The sequence below is a fragment of the Alcaligenes sp. 13f genome (genome assembly GCF_020496585.1).
GTDB lineage: Bacteria > Pseudomonadota > Gammaproteobacteria > Burkholderiales > Burkholderiaceae_B > Alcaligenes > Alcaligenes phenolicus.
On sequence record NZ_JAHKKC010000027.1, the window covers coordinates 20,361 to 35,668 of the forward strand.

Consider the following 15,308-nt stretch of genomic DNA (forward strand, 5'->3'; position numbering starts at 1 on the left):
TTTCCTGATAGTAATTGATTAATCTTGAACGAGCGCTAACCCGGTGCCTGTCTGGGCCTTGAATGGGCGGGACCAGCACCAGGATGTCATCACGTCATGCCTGACACAGAGCTTTTGTCACTACGCCGGGCCAGTGCTTCGTTTACCGATACTGTCAACTTTCCAAAGGAACATACATGAGCGCCCTTACCTCTAGCTGGACTCCTCGCATCCTTAGCCTGCTGCGCATCGTTACAGGCTATCTCCTGCTGACACACGGTACTGCCAAGATCCTGGGTTTCCCCAAAGTAGACATGTTTGCCAACCTGCAAATCAGCTCCATTTACGGCATTGCGGGCATTCTGGAACTGGTTCTGGGTGTCTTGCTGGTGATTGGTCTGTTCTCTCGTTTTGCGGCCTTTATTGCTTCGGGCCTGTGCGCTTTCGCTTACTTTATTGGCCACGCCAGCGGCAGCACCTTCGCAACCCCTATCCTCAATGGCGGTGAGGCGGCAGTTCTGTTCTGCTTTGCCTTCCTGTACCTGGCCTTTGCCGGCCCAGGCCCATGGAGTATTGACGCAGGCCGCGGCAAAGCCTGACGCCTTAACCAACCCCTTATCCCCTGCCCCTATCAGGGCAGGGGCAGGAGATCATCATGACAATGCCCACCTACTTCATCTCGCATGGTGGCGGACCCTGGCCCTGGATGCCTGAAGCGCAAACCATGTACGCCCCGCTGCGTGCTGCCTTGCAGGATATTCCACGCCAATTGGGGCGCACACCCAAAGCGATCTTGATGGTCTCCGCCCACTGGGAAGCTCAACAAGCCAATCTGCTGGTTGCCGCCGCAGCACAACCGAGCATGGTGTACGACTATTACGGCTTTCCGTCCCACACGTACGAGATTCATTACCCTGCACCAGGCGATCCTGCTCTGGCCCAACAGGTCTGTAATTTGCTGGAAGGCGCTGGCCTGCCCACTCATCTGGATTCGCAGCGTGGCTTTGACCACGGTGCATTCGTACCGGCTTATGTGATCTATCCGCAAGCCAAAGTGCCTATGGTGCAACTGTCCATTCACGCGAACTACGACCCGGCCCTGCACTACGCCATGGGCGAGGCGCTTGCGCCTTTGCGAGACGAAGAGGTGCTGATTATTGGCAGCGGTCTGAGCTATCACAACCTGCGCAATATGGGCCCTGGCGGTGTGCAGCCCTCTGCCCAGTTTGATGCCTGGCTGCATCAAAGCCTGAGCCTGGAGGACCCTGCCGCCCGTCGTCAGGCCTTGATGGACTGGGAACAGGCCCCGGCCGCACGTATTGCCCATCCCCGCGAAGATCACCTGGTTCCCCTCATGGTGGCCGCTGGTGCTGCGCGTGGCGACGCAGCGCATCGCTTCCACCACGAAACCCAGGCCTTTGGTGGCTTGACCGTGTCCAGCTACCGCTTCGGCTCAGCGTCGTAACAAGCTCTGACGGCCACTGACATCCAGGCAGGTTACGGGTTAAAGTGCTGACGCTATAAGGAGAATTGCCACGTGTTACGCGTCACCTCGTTAAACGTCAACGGTATTCGGGCCGCCTTTCGTAAAGGCCTGCCCGCCTGGCTGGAAGCCCAGAAACCTCATATTGTCTGCATGCAGGAAATCAAGATCAGCGAGCCTGATCTGACCCCCGATTTGACCAACCCCGGTCAATACCACGGGCATTTCCACCATGCTCAGAAAAAAGGCTATAGCGGTGTAGGCCTGTACCTGAACCACAAGGCAGAAAGCGTGGCCGAAGGCATGGCCTGCGAAGAGTTCGATGCTGAAGGCCGCATTATCCGCGCCGACTGGAACGACCTTAGTGTGATCAGCGCCTACCTGCCCTCAGGTTCATCGGGCGACGAGCGTCAAACCGCCAAGTACCGCTTTCTGGATCATTTTGAGCAATGGATTAATGGCTTGATGCAGGAACACCGCGAGACCGGCCGCGAGTTCATCATTTGCGGTGACTGGAATATTGCGCACCACGAAGCCGATTTGAAGAACTGGAAAGGCAATCTGAAAAACAGCGGTTTTCTGCCAGAAGAACGCGCCTGGATGAGCAAAGTGCTGGGCGAACTGGCTTGGGTGGATGTGTACCGCAGCCTGCATCCCGATACCACGGACGAGTGCTACACCTGGTGGAGCAACCGCGGCCAGGCTTGGGCCAAAAATGTGGGGTGGCGCATTGATTATCAAATTGCCACCCCAGGTATTGCTGCCAAGGCGCGCAGTGCAACGGTCTATAAGGAAGAGCGTTTCAGCGACCACGCACCACTGACGGTTGATTACGACTGGAGCCTGTAAATCCAGCCTGAAAAAGCCAGCGCCTTAGCTGGCTTTTTCAATCATGTAGCGCACAACGCTACGCAATTGTTCATCGGTTGCTTTGGGTGCTGCACCGCGTGGGGGCATGGCGCCCTTGCCGTTCAGCACAACTTGCATCAAGGCGTCTTCGCCTTGGGCGATCAGGGGCTCCCAACGAGCCTTGTCACCCAAACGAGGGGCATTGGCCATACCCGATGCATGACAGACCATACACGAAGACTTGTACAGCTTGAGAGCTTCGTCCGAGTTGGCATGTGCTGCAGGTGCGGCGGCCAGCAAAAACAAAGCGGCCATTGCGGAGTACATCATGGTGGCGGGGCGATAGGTTCTCATGGGTTTACCCTTTAAACAGTCGGCATGAATGCATGCCTGGCTGATACTTCGTTTTCTGTACAAGAGGCCCGTTTTTCATGGTTCGAACCTCTTGCGTTTTCACTAGCTAATCACTATTCAATAACTGCCTTGAAGCCCGGCGGAATTGATAAGTGCTTCTAGTCCTCAATTCCGCGTACCGGGTGCCAACCCTGCTTAGCCCTTGATCGGGCCGGGAGGGCTGACTTGCTTCATCAAGTCGTCGTTCCATTCGCCTTCGACCAGAACGTGACCTGCTGCGCCCAGTTCCATGGCTTCGATCAGGTTGTGGTTCACATAGGCGTACACACCAGGCTGCTTGAAGGTGTAGAGCGCCACACCGGCCGAACCGCCGCGAATGAACCAGGTTTCCAGGTTCTTGGCAGGTGGATCATCAAACTTGCCCAGTTCCCAAACCCAATCACCGTGACCACCGATCAGGTGAGGACGGGTGTCGCGGTTGGCCTGCGAGTGAATGAACAGCACGGTTTCACCCACGTTGGCCTTCATGGCACCGTCGCCCATCAAGGCACCGACCTTGCCGTTGAACACCACGTGGCTGGGGATCAGACCACGCATGGCTTCCAGGGTGTCGCCATAGCTTTCAGCCGAGGAACCATACTTTTTGAAGTTGCCCTTTTCATCACGAGGGATGTAGAGGTCAAACTCGCCAATGGTGTAGACACGGTCGTAATGCAGCGAGTTGCCCGCCGAATCCTTCAGGCCGTCGCGTGGCAGCACCATGACGGTACCGTGCATGCCCTGGACCACGTGCCAGGCTACCGAGCCTTCGGGTGCGCAGTGGTACACAAACGTACCGGTACGGTCGGCCTTGAAGCGCAAGGTGGCTTGTTCGCCGGGGTTCACGTTGGTCAACTTGGCACCGCCCAGCGCGCCAGTCGAGGCGTGAAAGTCGATGTTGTGCGGCATGGTGTTGCTGGCCGGGTTGACCAGAGTCAGCTCCAGGTAGTCGCCTTCATGCACAACCATGGTGGGGCCGGGCATGGAGCCATCAAACATCATGGCGTGCATGGTGGTGCCATCGCGATCGACCACGATCTCTTTTTCCACGATGCTCATGCGGAACTCCACCACGCGAGGCTCGGGACCTACTTTCTGCTCGTGCTTGTGGACCATAGGAGGCGCAACCAGATCCACCTTGACCCGCTCCAGCTTGGCGATCTGGGCTTCTGTACGCGCGGCCAGCCAGGGCGCGTTCTTTTTTGGTGCAGCCGTCTCGCGGGCTTGTACTTGAGCCGCCAGCAAAGTCGTTCCTGCGGCGACACCTAGGCCAGCACTTTTCAAGAAATGACGACGTTCCATACTACCTCCGGTTTGATCCAGGCGTGATGCCTGCTGATTAAATGTTATTCAGATCTAACAGTTACAGGATGTATTGGACCGCAATCAGACTTCCCGCTCTTTGCTGCAGCGCAAGCATCTCGCATAAGCAACAAAAAAAACCGCCCGAAGGCGGTTTTTTTCATAGACGGAATCTCACAGAAAAAACAGACCGTCCTTAAACAAGATCACGATGCTTTTACTGCACCTGCAGCATTGGCAGCGGCACCGCGACGGCCAGCCATGATACGTACCCAAACCTGCTGGAACACAATCAAGGCACCGGCAATGAACACAACGTCACCCAAGGTGCGCCACCAGCGCAAGGATTGCAGGATAGGCTGCTGCATGAACTCTTCGCTACGGGCATACCACATGCCTTCCGAGATGCTGGCCCAGGCCTGAATAATCCCGGCTGGCAGCAGGCTGACGAACATCATCAGCACCAGACCCAGGTTCAGCGTCCAGAAGCCCCAGCTCATCAGGCGATCGTTGTAACGAACCTCGGGCGAGATATAACGCACCACCAGCAAGACAAAGCCCAGAGACAGGAAACCATACACACCGAACAAGGCTGCGTGAGCATGCAATGGCGTGGTGTTCAAACCCTGGATGTAGTACAGCGAGATAGGTGGGTTGATCAGGAAGCCAAACACACCAGCACCCAGCATGTTCCAGAAGGCCACGGCCACAAAGAACATGACAGGCCAACGCAGATCACTCATCCAGCTGGCTTGTTTCTGCATCTTCCAGTTATGGAAAGCTTCGTAGCCCAGCATGATCAAAGGCACCACTTCCAACGCGCTGAAGGAAGCACCAATGGCCATGATCGGCGTGGTCGTACCCGAGAAGTACAGGTGGTGCAAAGTACCAGGCACACCACCGACCAGGAACAGCGAGGCCGCTGCCAGACCCGCAATCGTGGCACTACGCTTGGAAACCAGACCCAAGGTCAGGAAGATAAAGCCCATGGCAACCGTTGCAAAGACCTCGAAGAAGCCCTCAACCCACAGGTGAACCACCCACCAGCGCCAGTACTCCATGATGGTGATATTGGTGTGCTCGCCATAGAACAAGCCGGTACCGTAGAACAGACCAATGGCCACGGTAGAGATGGTCAACAGAACCAATAAATGGTTGTCGCCCTTGTCACGACGCAAGGCAGGCCACATGCCACGCAACATCAGCAGGAGCCAGAAAGCCAGGCCAATGAACTTGATGATCTGCCAGAAACGGCCCAGATCCAGATACTCATAACCCTGGTGACCGAACCAGAAGTTCAGCTCGGGGGGCAGGATGTTTTTGATGGCCAGGAAGTTGCCGGCAAAAGAACCAATAAAGAGCACAACCAGAGCGCCGAACAGAACGTCCACACCCAGACGCTGAAACTTCGGATCCTCGCCCCCATTAATCAATGGCACCAGGAACAGACCAGCGGTCAGGAAGCCACTGGCAATCCACAAAAGGGCTGCCTGAATATGCCAGGTACGGGTCAAGGAGTAAGGGAACCACTGCGACACGTCTATGCCATAGAACATCTGGCCTTCAACCGTGTAGTGCGCCGTAAAGCCGCCCAGGAAGACCTGGATGACAAACAGGGCAACCGTCAGGAAGGCATATTTTTTCAGGGCACGCTGCGAAGGGGTCAGGCGAAATGCCAGAACCGGATCAGTGGCCGGTGCAACAGGGGCTTCCTCTTCTTTGTGCGTAAAAGCCCAGATCCAGACCAGCAAACCAATACCGGCCAGCAAGAGCACGATACTGACAATGGACCAGACGATATTGGCCGTGGAAGGATGGTTATCCACCAAGGGCTCATGTGGCCAGTTGTTGGTATAGCTGACGGTAGTGCCAGGACGCTCCGTTACCGTGGCCCAGGACAGCCAGAAGAAAAAGCGGGTCATGTCCTGACGGCGCTGCAGCTCTGGCAAGGTGTTGTCCTTCATGGCGAAGCTTTCGCGGCTGGATTTCAGCTCGGGCGCATCACCAAACAGGTCGATGTAATACTGGGCAGTGGTGTCGATGGCCTTGGCGCGACGTTCGCTGATCTGCAATACGCCTGTCGCTTCATCAATGCGGTTAGGACGGTATTCGTCCTGCAGTTCCTGCCGCAAGGTGGCCTGCTGACTGGATGTCAGCTGATCATAGTTCAGCGAGTAGGTTTGCTGGGCGGCCAGATCCAGCCAGGCCAGAGCCTCCCGGTGCAGCCAGTCCGCGCTCCAGTCCGGGGCCTGGTAGGCCCCATGCCCCCAGATCGAGCCCAGCTGCATACCGCCAGTACTTTGCCAGGCGGACTGGCCACGATGTATCTGTTCCTGTGAGGTAAATTCACGGCCATCCGGTGTGACTACCTTGACGGGCATGGGAGGTGCCTGACGATACACCTCCACACCTGTCCATCCCAGGATGGCAAAGGTGACCATGGTGACTGCCACCAGGGACCACCATAGTTTTTTATAGCTACGCATTTTCTTCTCCGTCTCGCTGATGAATCAAACGACCCAATCCAAACAAGTCCTGGCAGGACCCAGTTACCTGGTCAAAACCTGTTTGGGTACGGCCCCGGAACGGGGGACGGACCGAAGTACACGCCTTGTAGCGATGTTCTGCTAAGTCGGGGGTCATGTCATAGTCCTTAAAAATGTATGACAAAACATCTAAAGCAAAGACCGTGCCAAGTCCTGGACGACATAGATCAAAGGGTTGCCGTCAGCCTGGGTATAAACTACCTCGACAAAACTGGGTATTTTTCACCATAAGGGTATTTTTCACCCATGCTAGATCTCTTGATTGCCGACCTTGCCACCGAGATTCCGGGACCGTTACGCCTGCAGCGCATGGTGCATTTGCTGGCACGGCACTTTGGCTGTGATGCGGCAGGTTTGCTGAAGCTGGACGACACGGTGCTGCGCATTGTGGCTGCCAGTGGTCTGGGCCATGACACTTTGGGGCGTCACTTTGTCATTGCAGATCACCCCCGACTGACGCGGATCCTGAACTCCCCCAGCCTGACCCGCTTTGAACCCGACTGTGCCCTGCCGGACCCGTATGACGGCCTGCTTGATGACAAGCTGGGCCAGCCCCTGCCGGTGCATGATTGCGTGGGAATTACCTTGCAAGTCCAGGGCACGCCCTGGGGCATTCTGACGCTGGATGCCTTGCGACCAGGGACGTTTTCAGCCTCCACGCTGGTGGAACTCAAGCACTGGTGTCTGGTGTTGGAAAGCGCAATTCGCATCAGCGAGCTGGAAGAAGAAAACCGCAGCTTGCGCCTGCTCTCCACCTTGCCGCCCGATTACCTGTCGCGCAATAACTCGGCCGCCATCATTGGCAACAGCAAATCCCTGCTGGAGGTCATTCAATTGCTGGACACGGTGGCCACCTCCGAGCTGCCTGTGCTCTTGCTGGGTGAAACCGGCGTGGGGAAGGAGTTATTTGCACAACGCCTGCACCAACGCTCACCACGCCACAACAAACCCTTGATCTACGTGAACTGCGCTGCCCTGCCCGAGTCTCTGGCAGAAAGCGAATTATTCGGGCACGTAAAGGGAGCGTTCTCGGGTGCCCATGAGAATCGTGCCGGGCGCTTTGAGGCCGCCCAGGGAGGCACCCTGTTTCTGGATGAAATTGGCGAGTTGTCTTTAACGATACAAGCCAAACTGCTGCGTACTTTGCAGAACGGCGAGATTCAGCGCCTGGGGGCGGACCACCCCATCAAATTGAATGTACGTCTGGTTGCTGCCACCAACCGTGATCTGAGCCAGCAGATCGCCCAAGGTGGTTTCCGGGCGGACTTGTTTCACCGTCTGTCGGTTTTCCCCCTCACGATCCCCGCCTTGCGCGAGCGCCATCAGGACATTCTGCTGTTGGCAGGCCACTTTCTGGAAACCAACCGTTCTCGTTTGGGATTGCGCGGAATTCGCTTATCCCCCGACGCAGAAGCCGCTTTACTGGCTTATCATTGGCCAGGTAATGTTCGCGAACTAGAACATTTAATCAGTCGGGCAACCATCCGCCTGCTGGTCGATACGCCAGATCGTAACCAAATATTTACGCTTAGCGCCGATAATCTCAATTTGTTACCTTCTACCCACCAGCCTGTCGCAGCGACCAGTACGGCTATTGACTCACCTCGCCCATCCTTGCGTCAGTCCGTTGAGCAACTGCAAAGCCGGCTGATTCGGCAAGCTCTGGATGAGACCGACGGTAACTGGAGCCAGGCTGCCCGGCAGCTAGGCATAGACCCCAGCAATCTGCACAAGCTGGCCAGCAAACTAGGGCTTAAAACCCGCTCAGAAAGCTTAAGTGATGACTGACATATCCTACCCCTCCTTGTTAGCCAGCCTGCCCGTTTTCTCCCAGCTGGACGCAGCCAGCATCAACGAACTGTGGCAAGAGGGACGCCTGATCCACTACGACAAGGACAGCCAGGTCTTTCGTCAGGAACAAAGCAGCGACCACTTTTTTGTTCTGCTGCAAGGCCTGATCAAAGTCGTACGCACCATGCCCAATGGTTCACAACTCTTGGTACGTTTTGCCTTGCCCGGCGACGTAATTGGCATTGCCCCTGCCCTGCGCCGTCGCAACTATCCGGCAACCGCCATTAGCGTAACCACCAGCGCCGCATTGGCCTGGCCTGAAAAGTCCTGGGACAGCCTGACGCAACGCTTTCCTTGCCTGCTCAGTTCTGCACAAGACACGGTCGCACAACGACTAAGCGATGCCGATGATCGCCTGCTGGAAATTCATAGTCTGGAAGTGGAGCAGCGACTGGCTCACAGCCTGCTGCGCTTGATTCGTCAGGTGGGTCAAAGCGGCGCACAAGGGACGTCCTTGAGTATTCCGGTAACCCGGCAAGATCTGGCCGACCTGGCCGGAACCACCTTGTACACGGCCAGCCGCGTCGTCAGCAGCTGGGATCATCAAGGTTTGATTCTGGCAGGCCGCAAGCAAATTACGATTGCGGACCTGGACAAGTTTGCACAAGCGGTTCTGGAACGCGGCTAAGCGCGGGTTTAATCTTCAGTGACCAGACGCAGACCCAAGTAACGCGGTGGCACACCCACCGAACACGCCCCGGTTTTTGGGTCGCGAATAAAGTCGGGCATCACCGCAATGTGCTCGCCCCCCAGGGTACGGACACCGCAGTTTTCCAGGCGAGACTCTGCGCGTGGCATGCTGATACGGTGTACCCGGACATGGCAGGTATTGGTCCATTCAGCCACCTGCCCACCCGCATCAAACACCCCATAAGCATTGGCAACGCCCTGCCCCAAGGGTGCCAAGGGAACTTCCTGTTCCTGCTTGCGTTTGTAGCTCTCCTGATACTCCTGCAGCCACAAGGCAGCTTGCTCGTTTTCGTCCAGACCGCTTTGGGCCGACTCAGGCACTTTCTGGTCCGCGAAATAGCTCCACTCCAGATAGTCCGGCAAACGGAATGTCTTGCCGGTGCGCTCGCTTAACCAGGCGGCGTAATCCTGGCCGTCTTGCCAGCTGACGCCGACCACCGGCATATTCTTGGCCTGTCCTTGGCCCACCGCATCGGCAGCTTTACAACGCTCGGCACGAACGCACTGATCGTACTCAAACTGACTGACCTGATATTTCATGGCTTTCAAGGTGGGAACAGGAGCGTACATCACCGTGTCGGACGCAATCAAACGTCCATCCAGCAAGTATTCACCGGCCTGCATAACTTCACGCGCCGGACCAGCCACTTCAACCAGCTCGGGCAAACCCGCTGGATTGCTGGGCTCGCCAGACGAACATCCGGCCAGAATGGCCACTAACAGCACGGATCCCACTACATGGCTTCGCATTGCGCACTCCCTAAAGACAAGCACAATTGAAGCCCAAGCGCCTGCAGGCGTCCTTGCGCCAAGGCAAACAGAGTCCTTAAGGACTCAAAAATAGAAGCGATCCAAGATTCACGATTCAACAACACAGGTAAAAAGAAAGCCCCTGGGACCGGATATCGATCCAAGGGGCTGTCTGACAAGGGCCGCGATATTGCTGATTGCGCCCACTTCTCGGTACTTAAGTCAGAAAATTCACAAAACCGGTAATGATCACGGCATTGAAGAAGTCGATGAACAAGGAGCCCACCAGCGGGATTACAAAGAAGGCCTTGCGTGATGGACCATTGTCTTCCGTAAAGGCCTGCATATTCGCCATGGCGTTAGGCGTTGCGCCCATACCAAAACCACAATGACCAGCCGACATCACCACAGCATCGTAGTCCTTGCCCATGACCTTGAAAGTCACGTAGCTGGCAAAGAAGAACATCAGCACCGTCTGGGCGATCAGGATGATCAACAGCGGGCCCGCTACTTCAGCCAGCTCCCACAGCTTCATCACCATCAGCGCCATGACCAGGAAGAAAGCCAGGGATACATTGCCCATGGTTTCAAACTCTTTTTCCGGCAAGCGATAACGACGCCAGTCGATCACATTACGGATGATGGCTGCCACCAGCATGGAGCCCAGGTAGGCTGGCAACACAATGCCGCGCTCGCCCAACCATTCGATGACGACACTGCCCACTCCAATCGCGATGGACAAGAGGACTACGGCGTACACCGGCATTTCAAAGCCACCGTCGTCAATCTTAACGGTTTCTTTAACCGTGGTTTCCACCACATGAGGCGCATCTGCACCCTCATGCTGACGACGATGACGACGGTGTGGAGCAGGACCGTCGATATTGTATTTTTTCATCAAGCGCTTGCCCAAGGGGCCGCCGATGACACAACCCATTACCAGCCCCCATGTCGAAGCAGCAATGGCAGCAGGCAAAGCCCCAACAGCACCAGCATTTTCCAGCATTGGACCAAAGGCAGCCGAAGTACCGTGGCCCCCCGTCATGGAGATCGAACCAGCGGCCAGACCCAGCAAGGGGTTAGCGTCCATGAGGGTCGCCAAGGTCACGCCCATCACGTTCTGCAAAATAATCAGGACAACCGCGCAGCCCAGGAACAAAGCAACGGCCAGACCACCCTTTTTCAGCAACTCGAAGCTGGCTGAAAAACCGATGGTCGTGAAAAAGGCCATCAGCAAGAAATTGCGTATATCGTCGTTAAACGTAAAGTTGAACGAGCCGGTCTGATGTCCAACCAAGGCAATCAGGGCAAAAATCAATCCGCCGATAATGGGGCTGGGAATGAAATAGCGGGCCAATACAGCAACGCGATTCTTTATATATTCTCCCAGCACGAGAAAGACAGCCGCCAAACCTACCGTTTGCGCGATATCGAGCTGAATGTTCATCTATCCGTTCCTTACATCTTTGGAATAAGGGGCCTGCACCTTTGTGTCTGACAGAGGCTTCAAACCAATTTGTTCAAATAGGCATGTCTATCGTCGCTACTTCGTCCTTGTGGGACAAAGGCATGACCACCAACAGCGTAGTAAAACCGAGAAAAATAACATGAACAGGCGCCTAATGACGCCAATTTCCCTGAATCGGCCCGCTTTATTACAAAAAAACCCGCCATGTGGCGGGTTGGGAAAGGCTGGAGACTTAGCGGTCGCGCTCGATGGAAAACGCGCACAAGCTCAGTAATACCTGCTTGAATTCGCTCTCGGGAACATCAGCCAAGGCCTGAACAGCCAGCTGGGCTTCTGCCTTGGCCGCTTCACGGGTATAGGCCAAAGCATCGGTTTGCTCGATAGCCTGTGCAACAGCGGCAAAATCCGCATCACCGGTTTCAATGGCCGACTTGATCAGCTGAACCTGCTCGGGTGTGCCAACTTCCATGACACGGATCAGTGGCATGGTGGGTTTGCCTTCGCGCAGATCGTCACCCACGTTCTTGCCCAAGGCCTGGGCATCACCGGTGTAATCGAGCACGTCGTCGACCAATTGGAAGGCGGTACCCAGGTGGCGGCCATAGGCGGCCATGGCTTCTTCCATTTCAGGCGAAGCACCGGCCACAATCGCCCCCACTTGCGCCGCCGCTTCAAACAGCTTGGCTGTCTTGTAGCGTACGACTTGCAGATAACGTTCCAAGGAAACGTCCGGGTCGTGTACGTTCAGCAGCTGCAAGACCTCGCCTTCGGCGATCACCGTGGTGGCTGCCGACAGCACGGCCATGGCCGGCATGGAGTTCGACTGCACCATCATCTCGAAGGAGCGCGAGTACAGGTAGTCGCCAACCAGCACGCTGGCGGCATTACCGTAGACCGCATTGGCCGTGTGGCGACCGCGTCGCATATCGGATTCATCGACCACATCGTCGTGCAGCAAGGTGGCGGTGTGGATGAACTCCACCACACCTGCCAACAGATGGTGCGTGCTCCCCTGATAAGCCAGCGCGCGGGCTACCAGCAACAGCAGCGCAGGACGCATGCGCTTGCCGCCAGCACTAACGATGTATTCGCCGATTGTGCGTATCAGCACCACATCCGAATTCAAGCGCTCACGAATGACGACATCAAGAGCCTTCATGTCGTCGGCAATAGGTTCAATCAGGGTGGACAGGTTCAAAACAGAATTCCGGACGAGTAAGGGAGGGGGCCGCTATCGGCCAACCGTAACTTGATGATTATACGATTTTGAATCGCTTTGGGCCTATTGTTACGCGTCAAGCACAACAGTGATCACAGAAAAAGGGGCCAAATTAGCGATAATAAGCATTTCAACCTGAAACGGAGACTGTCTTGAGTTCGCAAGACCTTAGTACCCTGATCAGCCGGGCCGAGCGGGTTCTCGCTCAACTGGAAGCCTGGCTGCCCCCTGCTCCACCCCCCATCAACTGGGATTCCATTGCTTTTCGCTGGCGTACCAATGGTTCGCGCGGCTGGCTTGAAGGTGTCCAGCACGTAGCCACCATCCAGACCGAAGACCTGCATCATATCGAACGCCAAAAGGGCATTATTGAGCGCAACACCCGCCATTTCCTGGCAGGCAAACCGGCCAATAACGTCTTGATGACAGGTGCTCGCGGTACGGGCAAAAGCTCGCTGGTCAAGGCCATGCTGGCCAAATTTGCCGATCAGGGCCTGCGTCTGATCGAAGTGGACAAATCCGATCTGGGCGACCTGGGCTACATCATTGACCTGATCAGCACCCGCCCCGAACACTTCATCATCTTCAGCGACGACCTGTCCTTTGAAGAAGGTGAAGCCGGTTACAAGGCGCTTAAATCCGTGCTGGACGGCTCGCTGGCCTCCCCTGGCGACAATGTACTGATCTACGCCACGTCCAACCGACGTCACCTGATGCCCGAGTACATGAAAGAGAACCTGAGTGCCTCCACGTCTGCAGACGGCGAGATCCACCCTGGTGAAGCCGTTGAAGAAAAGGTATCCCTGTCCGAGCGCTTTGGACTATGGTTGTCGTTTTACCCCTTTAAACAAGACGACTACCTGGACATTGTGTATTACTGGCTTGGCGCTTTGGGTTGCCCTGCAGAACACATTGAAAGCTCGCGTATGGAAGCCTTGCAATGGGCTCTGGAACGTGGCTCTCGCTCCGGCCGGGTAGCACGTCAATTTGCTAGAGATTGGACCGCTAGACATGTCTAAACCCACGTTGGAAGTGGCCGTTGGCGTTTTACTGAACCAACACGGCCAAGTGCTACTGGGAAAACGCCCAGCCGATAAACCCTGGCCGGGCTGGTGGGAACTGCCAGGCGGCAAGATTGAGGCGGGCGAGAGCGTCATACAGGCGCTGGTACGGGAACTGCGCGAAGAACTCGGCATTGAAACCACCCACGCACACCCCTGGGTTACCTATACACACGAATACCCCAAGAATTTCGTCAAACTCTCTTTCTGCCTGGTGCGGGAATGGGAAGGCGAACCCCAGTGCCTGGAAGGCCAAGAGCTTGCCTGGGTCAACCCTAAAGGTCCTTTGGAAGTCGGCCCTGTACTGCCTGCTACCGAACCGCCGCTTAAATGGCTGCAACTGCCCGAACGCTATCTGATTACCAACATCGACGAGCCGGCCCGCTTACCCGCCTATCTGGAACAACTGGAACAAGCCCTGCAACAAGGCCCGGCCTTGGTCCAGTTTCGTGAGCCAGCCTGGGCTGCCCGGCCCGATGCCGAATTCCATTTGCACCAAGCGTTCCTGCAAGTTGTGAACCTGTGCCAGCGCTACCAAGCGCGCTGCCTGGTCAATAGCCTGCACCCCGAGAGCTGGTGGGACCATGCCGATGGTGTGCATTTGCGCGCCAGCGACGCCCAAGCCCTGTCCGCGAAATGCCACGACACCCTGACGACATTTCCCGCAATCAGCAAAGGCCTGATCGGCATGTCCACGCACAATGAAAGTGATATTGAAATAGCCCGCAAAATCCAGGCGGACTTTCTGGTTCTGGGCCATGTCCTGGAAACCTCCTCCCATCCCGGCGATCCCGGCATGGGCTGGGCCCGTTTCGCCAGCCTGGCGGAACAAGCTGGACTACCTGTGTTTGCCATAGGCGGACAGTCGGCCAAGACCTTGGCTGACGCCCGCAACCACGGTGCACACGGTATTGCCGGTATACGCCACATGCTGGACAACGACCCGGCATGACGCCACACGTCACTATTTCGGAACATGAAGGCGTACGCTACCTGCACCTGGGCTCTGCCTGGGTGCAGGGTGCGATGCGCCTGGATGCTCCCGATCAGCTAGAGCTGCACTACATTCGTCAAATGATGATCTGGACCTTGTTCCAGACCGATCCACGTCGTATTGCCCAGCTTGGCCTGGGCGCAGGCAGCCTGACTCGCTTTTGCTACCAGCACTTCCCCCAGGCGCGCATCGACGCCGTGGAAATCAACCCGGAAGTGGTGCAGGCCAGTCGCCTGCTATTCAATCTGCCGCCCGACGACGAACGCCTGAACGTGCACACGGTAGACGCGCTGGACTATCTGGATGCCGTCTACGGCGAGCTGGATGTGCTGCAAATTGATGTGTACTCCGACCAGGCCGAACACCCTGCCCTGGAAAGCGCAGCTTTCTATCAGGCCTGCCGCAAGGCTCTGGGGCCACAAGGACTGTTAACGGTGAATTTGCTGGGCTCGGAACTGGTCCATGCGCGCAATCTGCATGCGCTGCAAGAGAGTTTCCCGGCCGTGGTCTGGTTACCTGAAACCCATGATGGCAATCTGGTTGCCCTGGCCTTTGCTGACCCGCCGCAAATTGATTTTGATGATTTGTACCAGCGGGCCGAAGAAATCCACGCCACCCTGGGCTTGGCCGACGGCGAGGAATGGGTTGACGGACTGTATGCCTGGATGGACCAGGACTGAGGCGGTTTCCGCGCACTATCAAGCAAGGAATGAGCCGCTATTG

The 15,308-nt window shown here is 56.4% G+C and carries 14 protein-coding genes; 8 read left to right on the top strand and 6 right to left on the bottom strand.

Annotation, left to right across the window (positions count from 1 at the left end):
* The first annotated feature begins 176 nt into the window (after positions 1-176).
* The 3 genes from KOE80_RS17610 (at position 177) to KOE80_RS17620 (ending at position 2,311) form a co-directional block, all read left to right on the top strand.
* The gene (locus tag KOE80_RS17610; protein WP_026484436.1) at positions 177-578 is read left to right on the top strand and encodes a DoxX family protein; all 402 of its coding nucleotides are present in this window, start codon (positions 177-179) and stop codon (positions 576-578) included.
* 56 nt (positions 579-634) lie between these two features.
* A complete protein-coding gene (locus KOE80_RS17615) occupies positions 635-1,444 on the top strand; it encodes a DODA-type extradiol aromatic ring-opening family dioxygenase (RefSeq protein WP_060186651.1) in 810 nt (269 codons plus the stop codon).
* 72 nt (positions 1,445-1,516) lie between these two features.
* Positions 1,517-2,311 (top strand): exodeoxyribonuclease III, encoded by a 795-nt coding sequence (locus KOE80_RS17620; protein ID WP_226349614.1) that lies wholly within the window; start codon positions 1,517-1,519, stop codon positions 2,309-2,311.
* Positions 2,312-2,335: 24 nt separating this feature from the next.
* On the opposite strand, the gene KOE80_RS17625 is transcribed toward KOE80_RS17620, so the two are convergent.
* From KOE80_RS17625 to KOE80_RS17635, 3 genes are all read right to left on the bottom strand, one after another.
* The gene (locus tag KOE80_RS17625; protein WP_035270399.1) at positions 2,336-2,665 is read right to left on the bottom strand and encodes a c-type cytochrome; all 330 of its coding nucleotides are present in this window, start codon (positions 2,663-2,665) and stop codon (positions 2,336-2,338) included.
* Between the two features lie 195 nt (positions 2,666-2,860).
* Positions 2,861-4,006, bottom strand: a complete 1,146-nt coding sequence (nirK, locus tag KOE80_RS17630) for a copper-containing nitrite reductase (RefSeq protein ID WP_009458792.1) — start codon at positions 4,004-4,006, stop codon at positions 2,861-2,863.
* 206 nt (positions 4,007-4,212) lie between these two features.
* Positions 4,213-6,492, bottom strand: a complete 2,280-nt coding sequence (locus tag KOE80_RS17635; RefSeq protein ID WP_026484439.1) for a nitric-oxide reductase large subunit — start codon at positions 6,490-6,492, stop codon at positions 4,213-4,215.
* A gap of 306 nt (positions 6,493-6,798) precedes the next feature.
* On the opposite strand from KOE80_RS17635, the gene norR reads away from it, so the two are divergent.
* Positions 6,799-8,340: a nitric oxide reductase transcriptional regulator NorR gene (gene norR / locus KOE80_RS17640; protein ID WP_226349615.1), complete on the top strand. Its 1,542-nt coding sequence runs from the start codon at positions 6,799-6,801 to the stop codon at positions 8,338-8,340.
* Positions 8,333-9,031 (top strand): Crp/Fnr family transcriptional regulator, encoded by a 699-nt coding sequence (locus tag KOE80_RS17645; RefSeq protein WP_009458784.1) that lies wholly within the window; start codon positions 8,333-8,335, stop codon positions 9,029-9,031. Before norR ends, KOE80_RS17645 begins: the two co-directional genes overlap by 8 nt.
* A gap of 8 nt (positions 9,032-9,039) precedes the next feature.
* Here KOE80_RS17645 and KOE80_RS17650 read toward each other — a convergent pair whose 3' ends face one another.
* The 3 genes from KOE80_RS17650 to ispB all read right to left on the bottom strand — a co-directional run bounded on the left by KOE80_RS17650 (position 9,040) and on the right by ispB (position 12,509).
* Entirely contained in the window at positions 9,040-9,843 is an 804-nt protein-coding gene (locus KOE80_RS17650) for a formylglycine-generating enzyme family protein (RefSeq protein WP_051316358.1), read from the bottom strand.
* Positions 9,844-10,060: 217 nt separating this feature from the next.
* Positions 10,061-11,290, bottom strand: coding sequence for a sodium/glutamate symporter (gene gltS / locus KOE80_RS17655; RefSeq protein ID WP_226349616.1), 1,230 nt, complete (start codon positions 11,288-11,290; stop codon positions 10,061-10,063).
* 253 nt (positions 11,291-11,543) lie between these two features.
* Positions 11,544-12,509 carry an octaprenyl diphosphate synthase gene (gene ispB / locus KOE80_RS17660; RefSeq protein ID WP_009458758.1) on the bottom strand — a complete coding sequence of 322 codons (966 nt, stop codon included), beginning with the start codon at positions 12,507-12,509 and terminating at the stop codon, positions 11,544-11,546.
* 173 nt (positions 12,510-12,682) lie between these two features.
* Between ispB and KOE80_RS17665 the strand changes: the two genes are divergently transcribed.
* Genes KOE80_RS17665 through KOE80_RS17675 form a run of 3 tightly spaced genes read left to right on the top strand, consistent with a single transcriptional unit; the run spans position 12,683 to position 15,265 of the window.
* Entirely contained in the window at positions 12,683-13,549 is an 867-nt protein-coding gene (locus KOE80_RS17665; RefSeq protein ID WP_009458756.1) for an ATP-binding protein, read from the top strand.
* Complete coding sequence (locus KOE80_RS17670) at positions 13,542-14,543, top strand: Nudix family hydrolase (RefSeq protein WP_083054679.1); 1,002 nt, start codon at positions 13,542-13,544, stop codon at positions 14,541-14,543. The genes KOE80_RS17665 and KOE80_RS17670 overlap by 8 nt, the downstream gene beginning before the upstream one ends.
* Complete coding sequence (locus tag KOE80_RS17675) at positions 14,540-15,265, top strand: hypothetical protein (RefSeq protein ID WP_022983621.1); 726 nt, start codon at positions 14,540-14,542, stop codon at positions 15,263-15,265. Before KOE80_RS17670 ends, KOE80_RS17675 begins: the two co-directional genes overlap by 4 nt.
* Positions 15,266-15,308: the final 43 nt, after the last annotated feature.

Coding starts and splice junctions, on each gene's coding strand:
- KOE80_RS17645 (WP_009458784.1), top strand. CDS start 8,333: ATGACTGACATATCCTACCCCTCCTTGTTAGCCAGCCTGCCCGTTTTC.
- nirK (WP_009458792.1), bottom strand. CDS start 4,006: ATGGAACGTCGTCATTTCTTGAAAAGTGCTGGCCTAGGTGTCGCCGCA.
- KOE80_RS17610 (WP_026484436.1), top strand. CDS start 177: ATGAGCGCCCTTACCTCTAGCTGGACTCCTCGCATCCTTAGCCTGCTG.
- KOE80_RS17625 (WP_035270399.1), bottom strand. CDS start 2,665: ATGAGAACCTATCGCCCCGCCACCATGATGTACTCCGCAATGGCCGCT.
- KOE80_RS17670 (WP_083054679.1), top strand. CDS start 13,542: ATGTCTAAACCCACGTTGGAAGTGGCCGTTGGCGTTTTACTGAACCAA.
- norR (WP_226349615.1), top strand. CDS start 6,799: ATGCTAGATCTCTTGATTGCCGACCTTGCCACCGAGATTCCGGGACCG.
- KOE80_RS17650 (WP_051316358.1), bottom strand. CDS start 9,843: ATGCGAAGCCATGTAGTGGGATCCGTGCTGTTAGTGGCCATTCTGGCC.
- gltS (WP_226349616.1), bottom strand. CDS start 11,290: ATGAACATTCAGCTCGATATCGCGCAAACGGTAGGTTTGGCGGCTGTC.
- KOE80_RS17615 (WP_060186651.1), top strand. CDS start 635: ATGACAATGCCCACCTACTTCATCTCGCATGGTGGCGGACCCTGGCCC.
- KOE80_RS17635 (WP_026484439.1), bottom strand. CDS start 6,492: ATGCGTAGCTATAAAAAACTATGGTGGTCCCTGGTGGCAGTCACCATG.
- KOE80_RS17675 (WP_022983621.1), top strand. CDS start 14,540: ATGACGCCACACGTCACTATTTCGGAACATGAAGGCGTACGCTACCTG.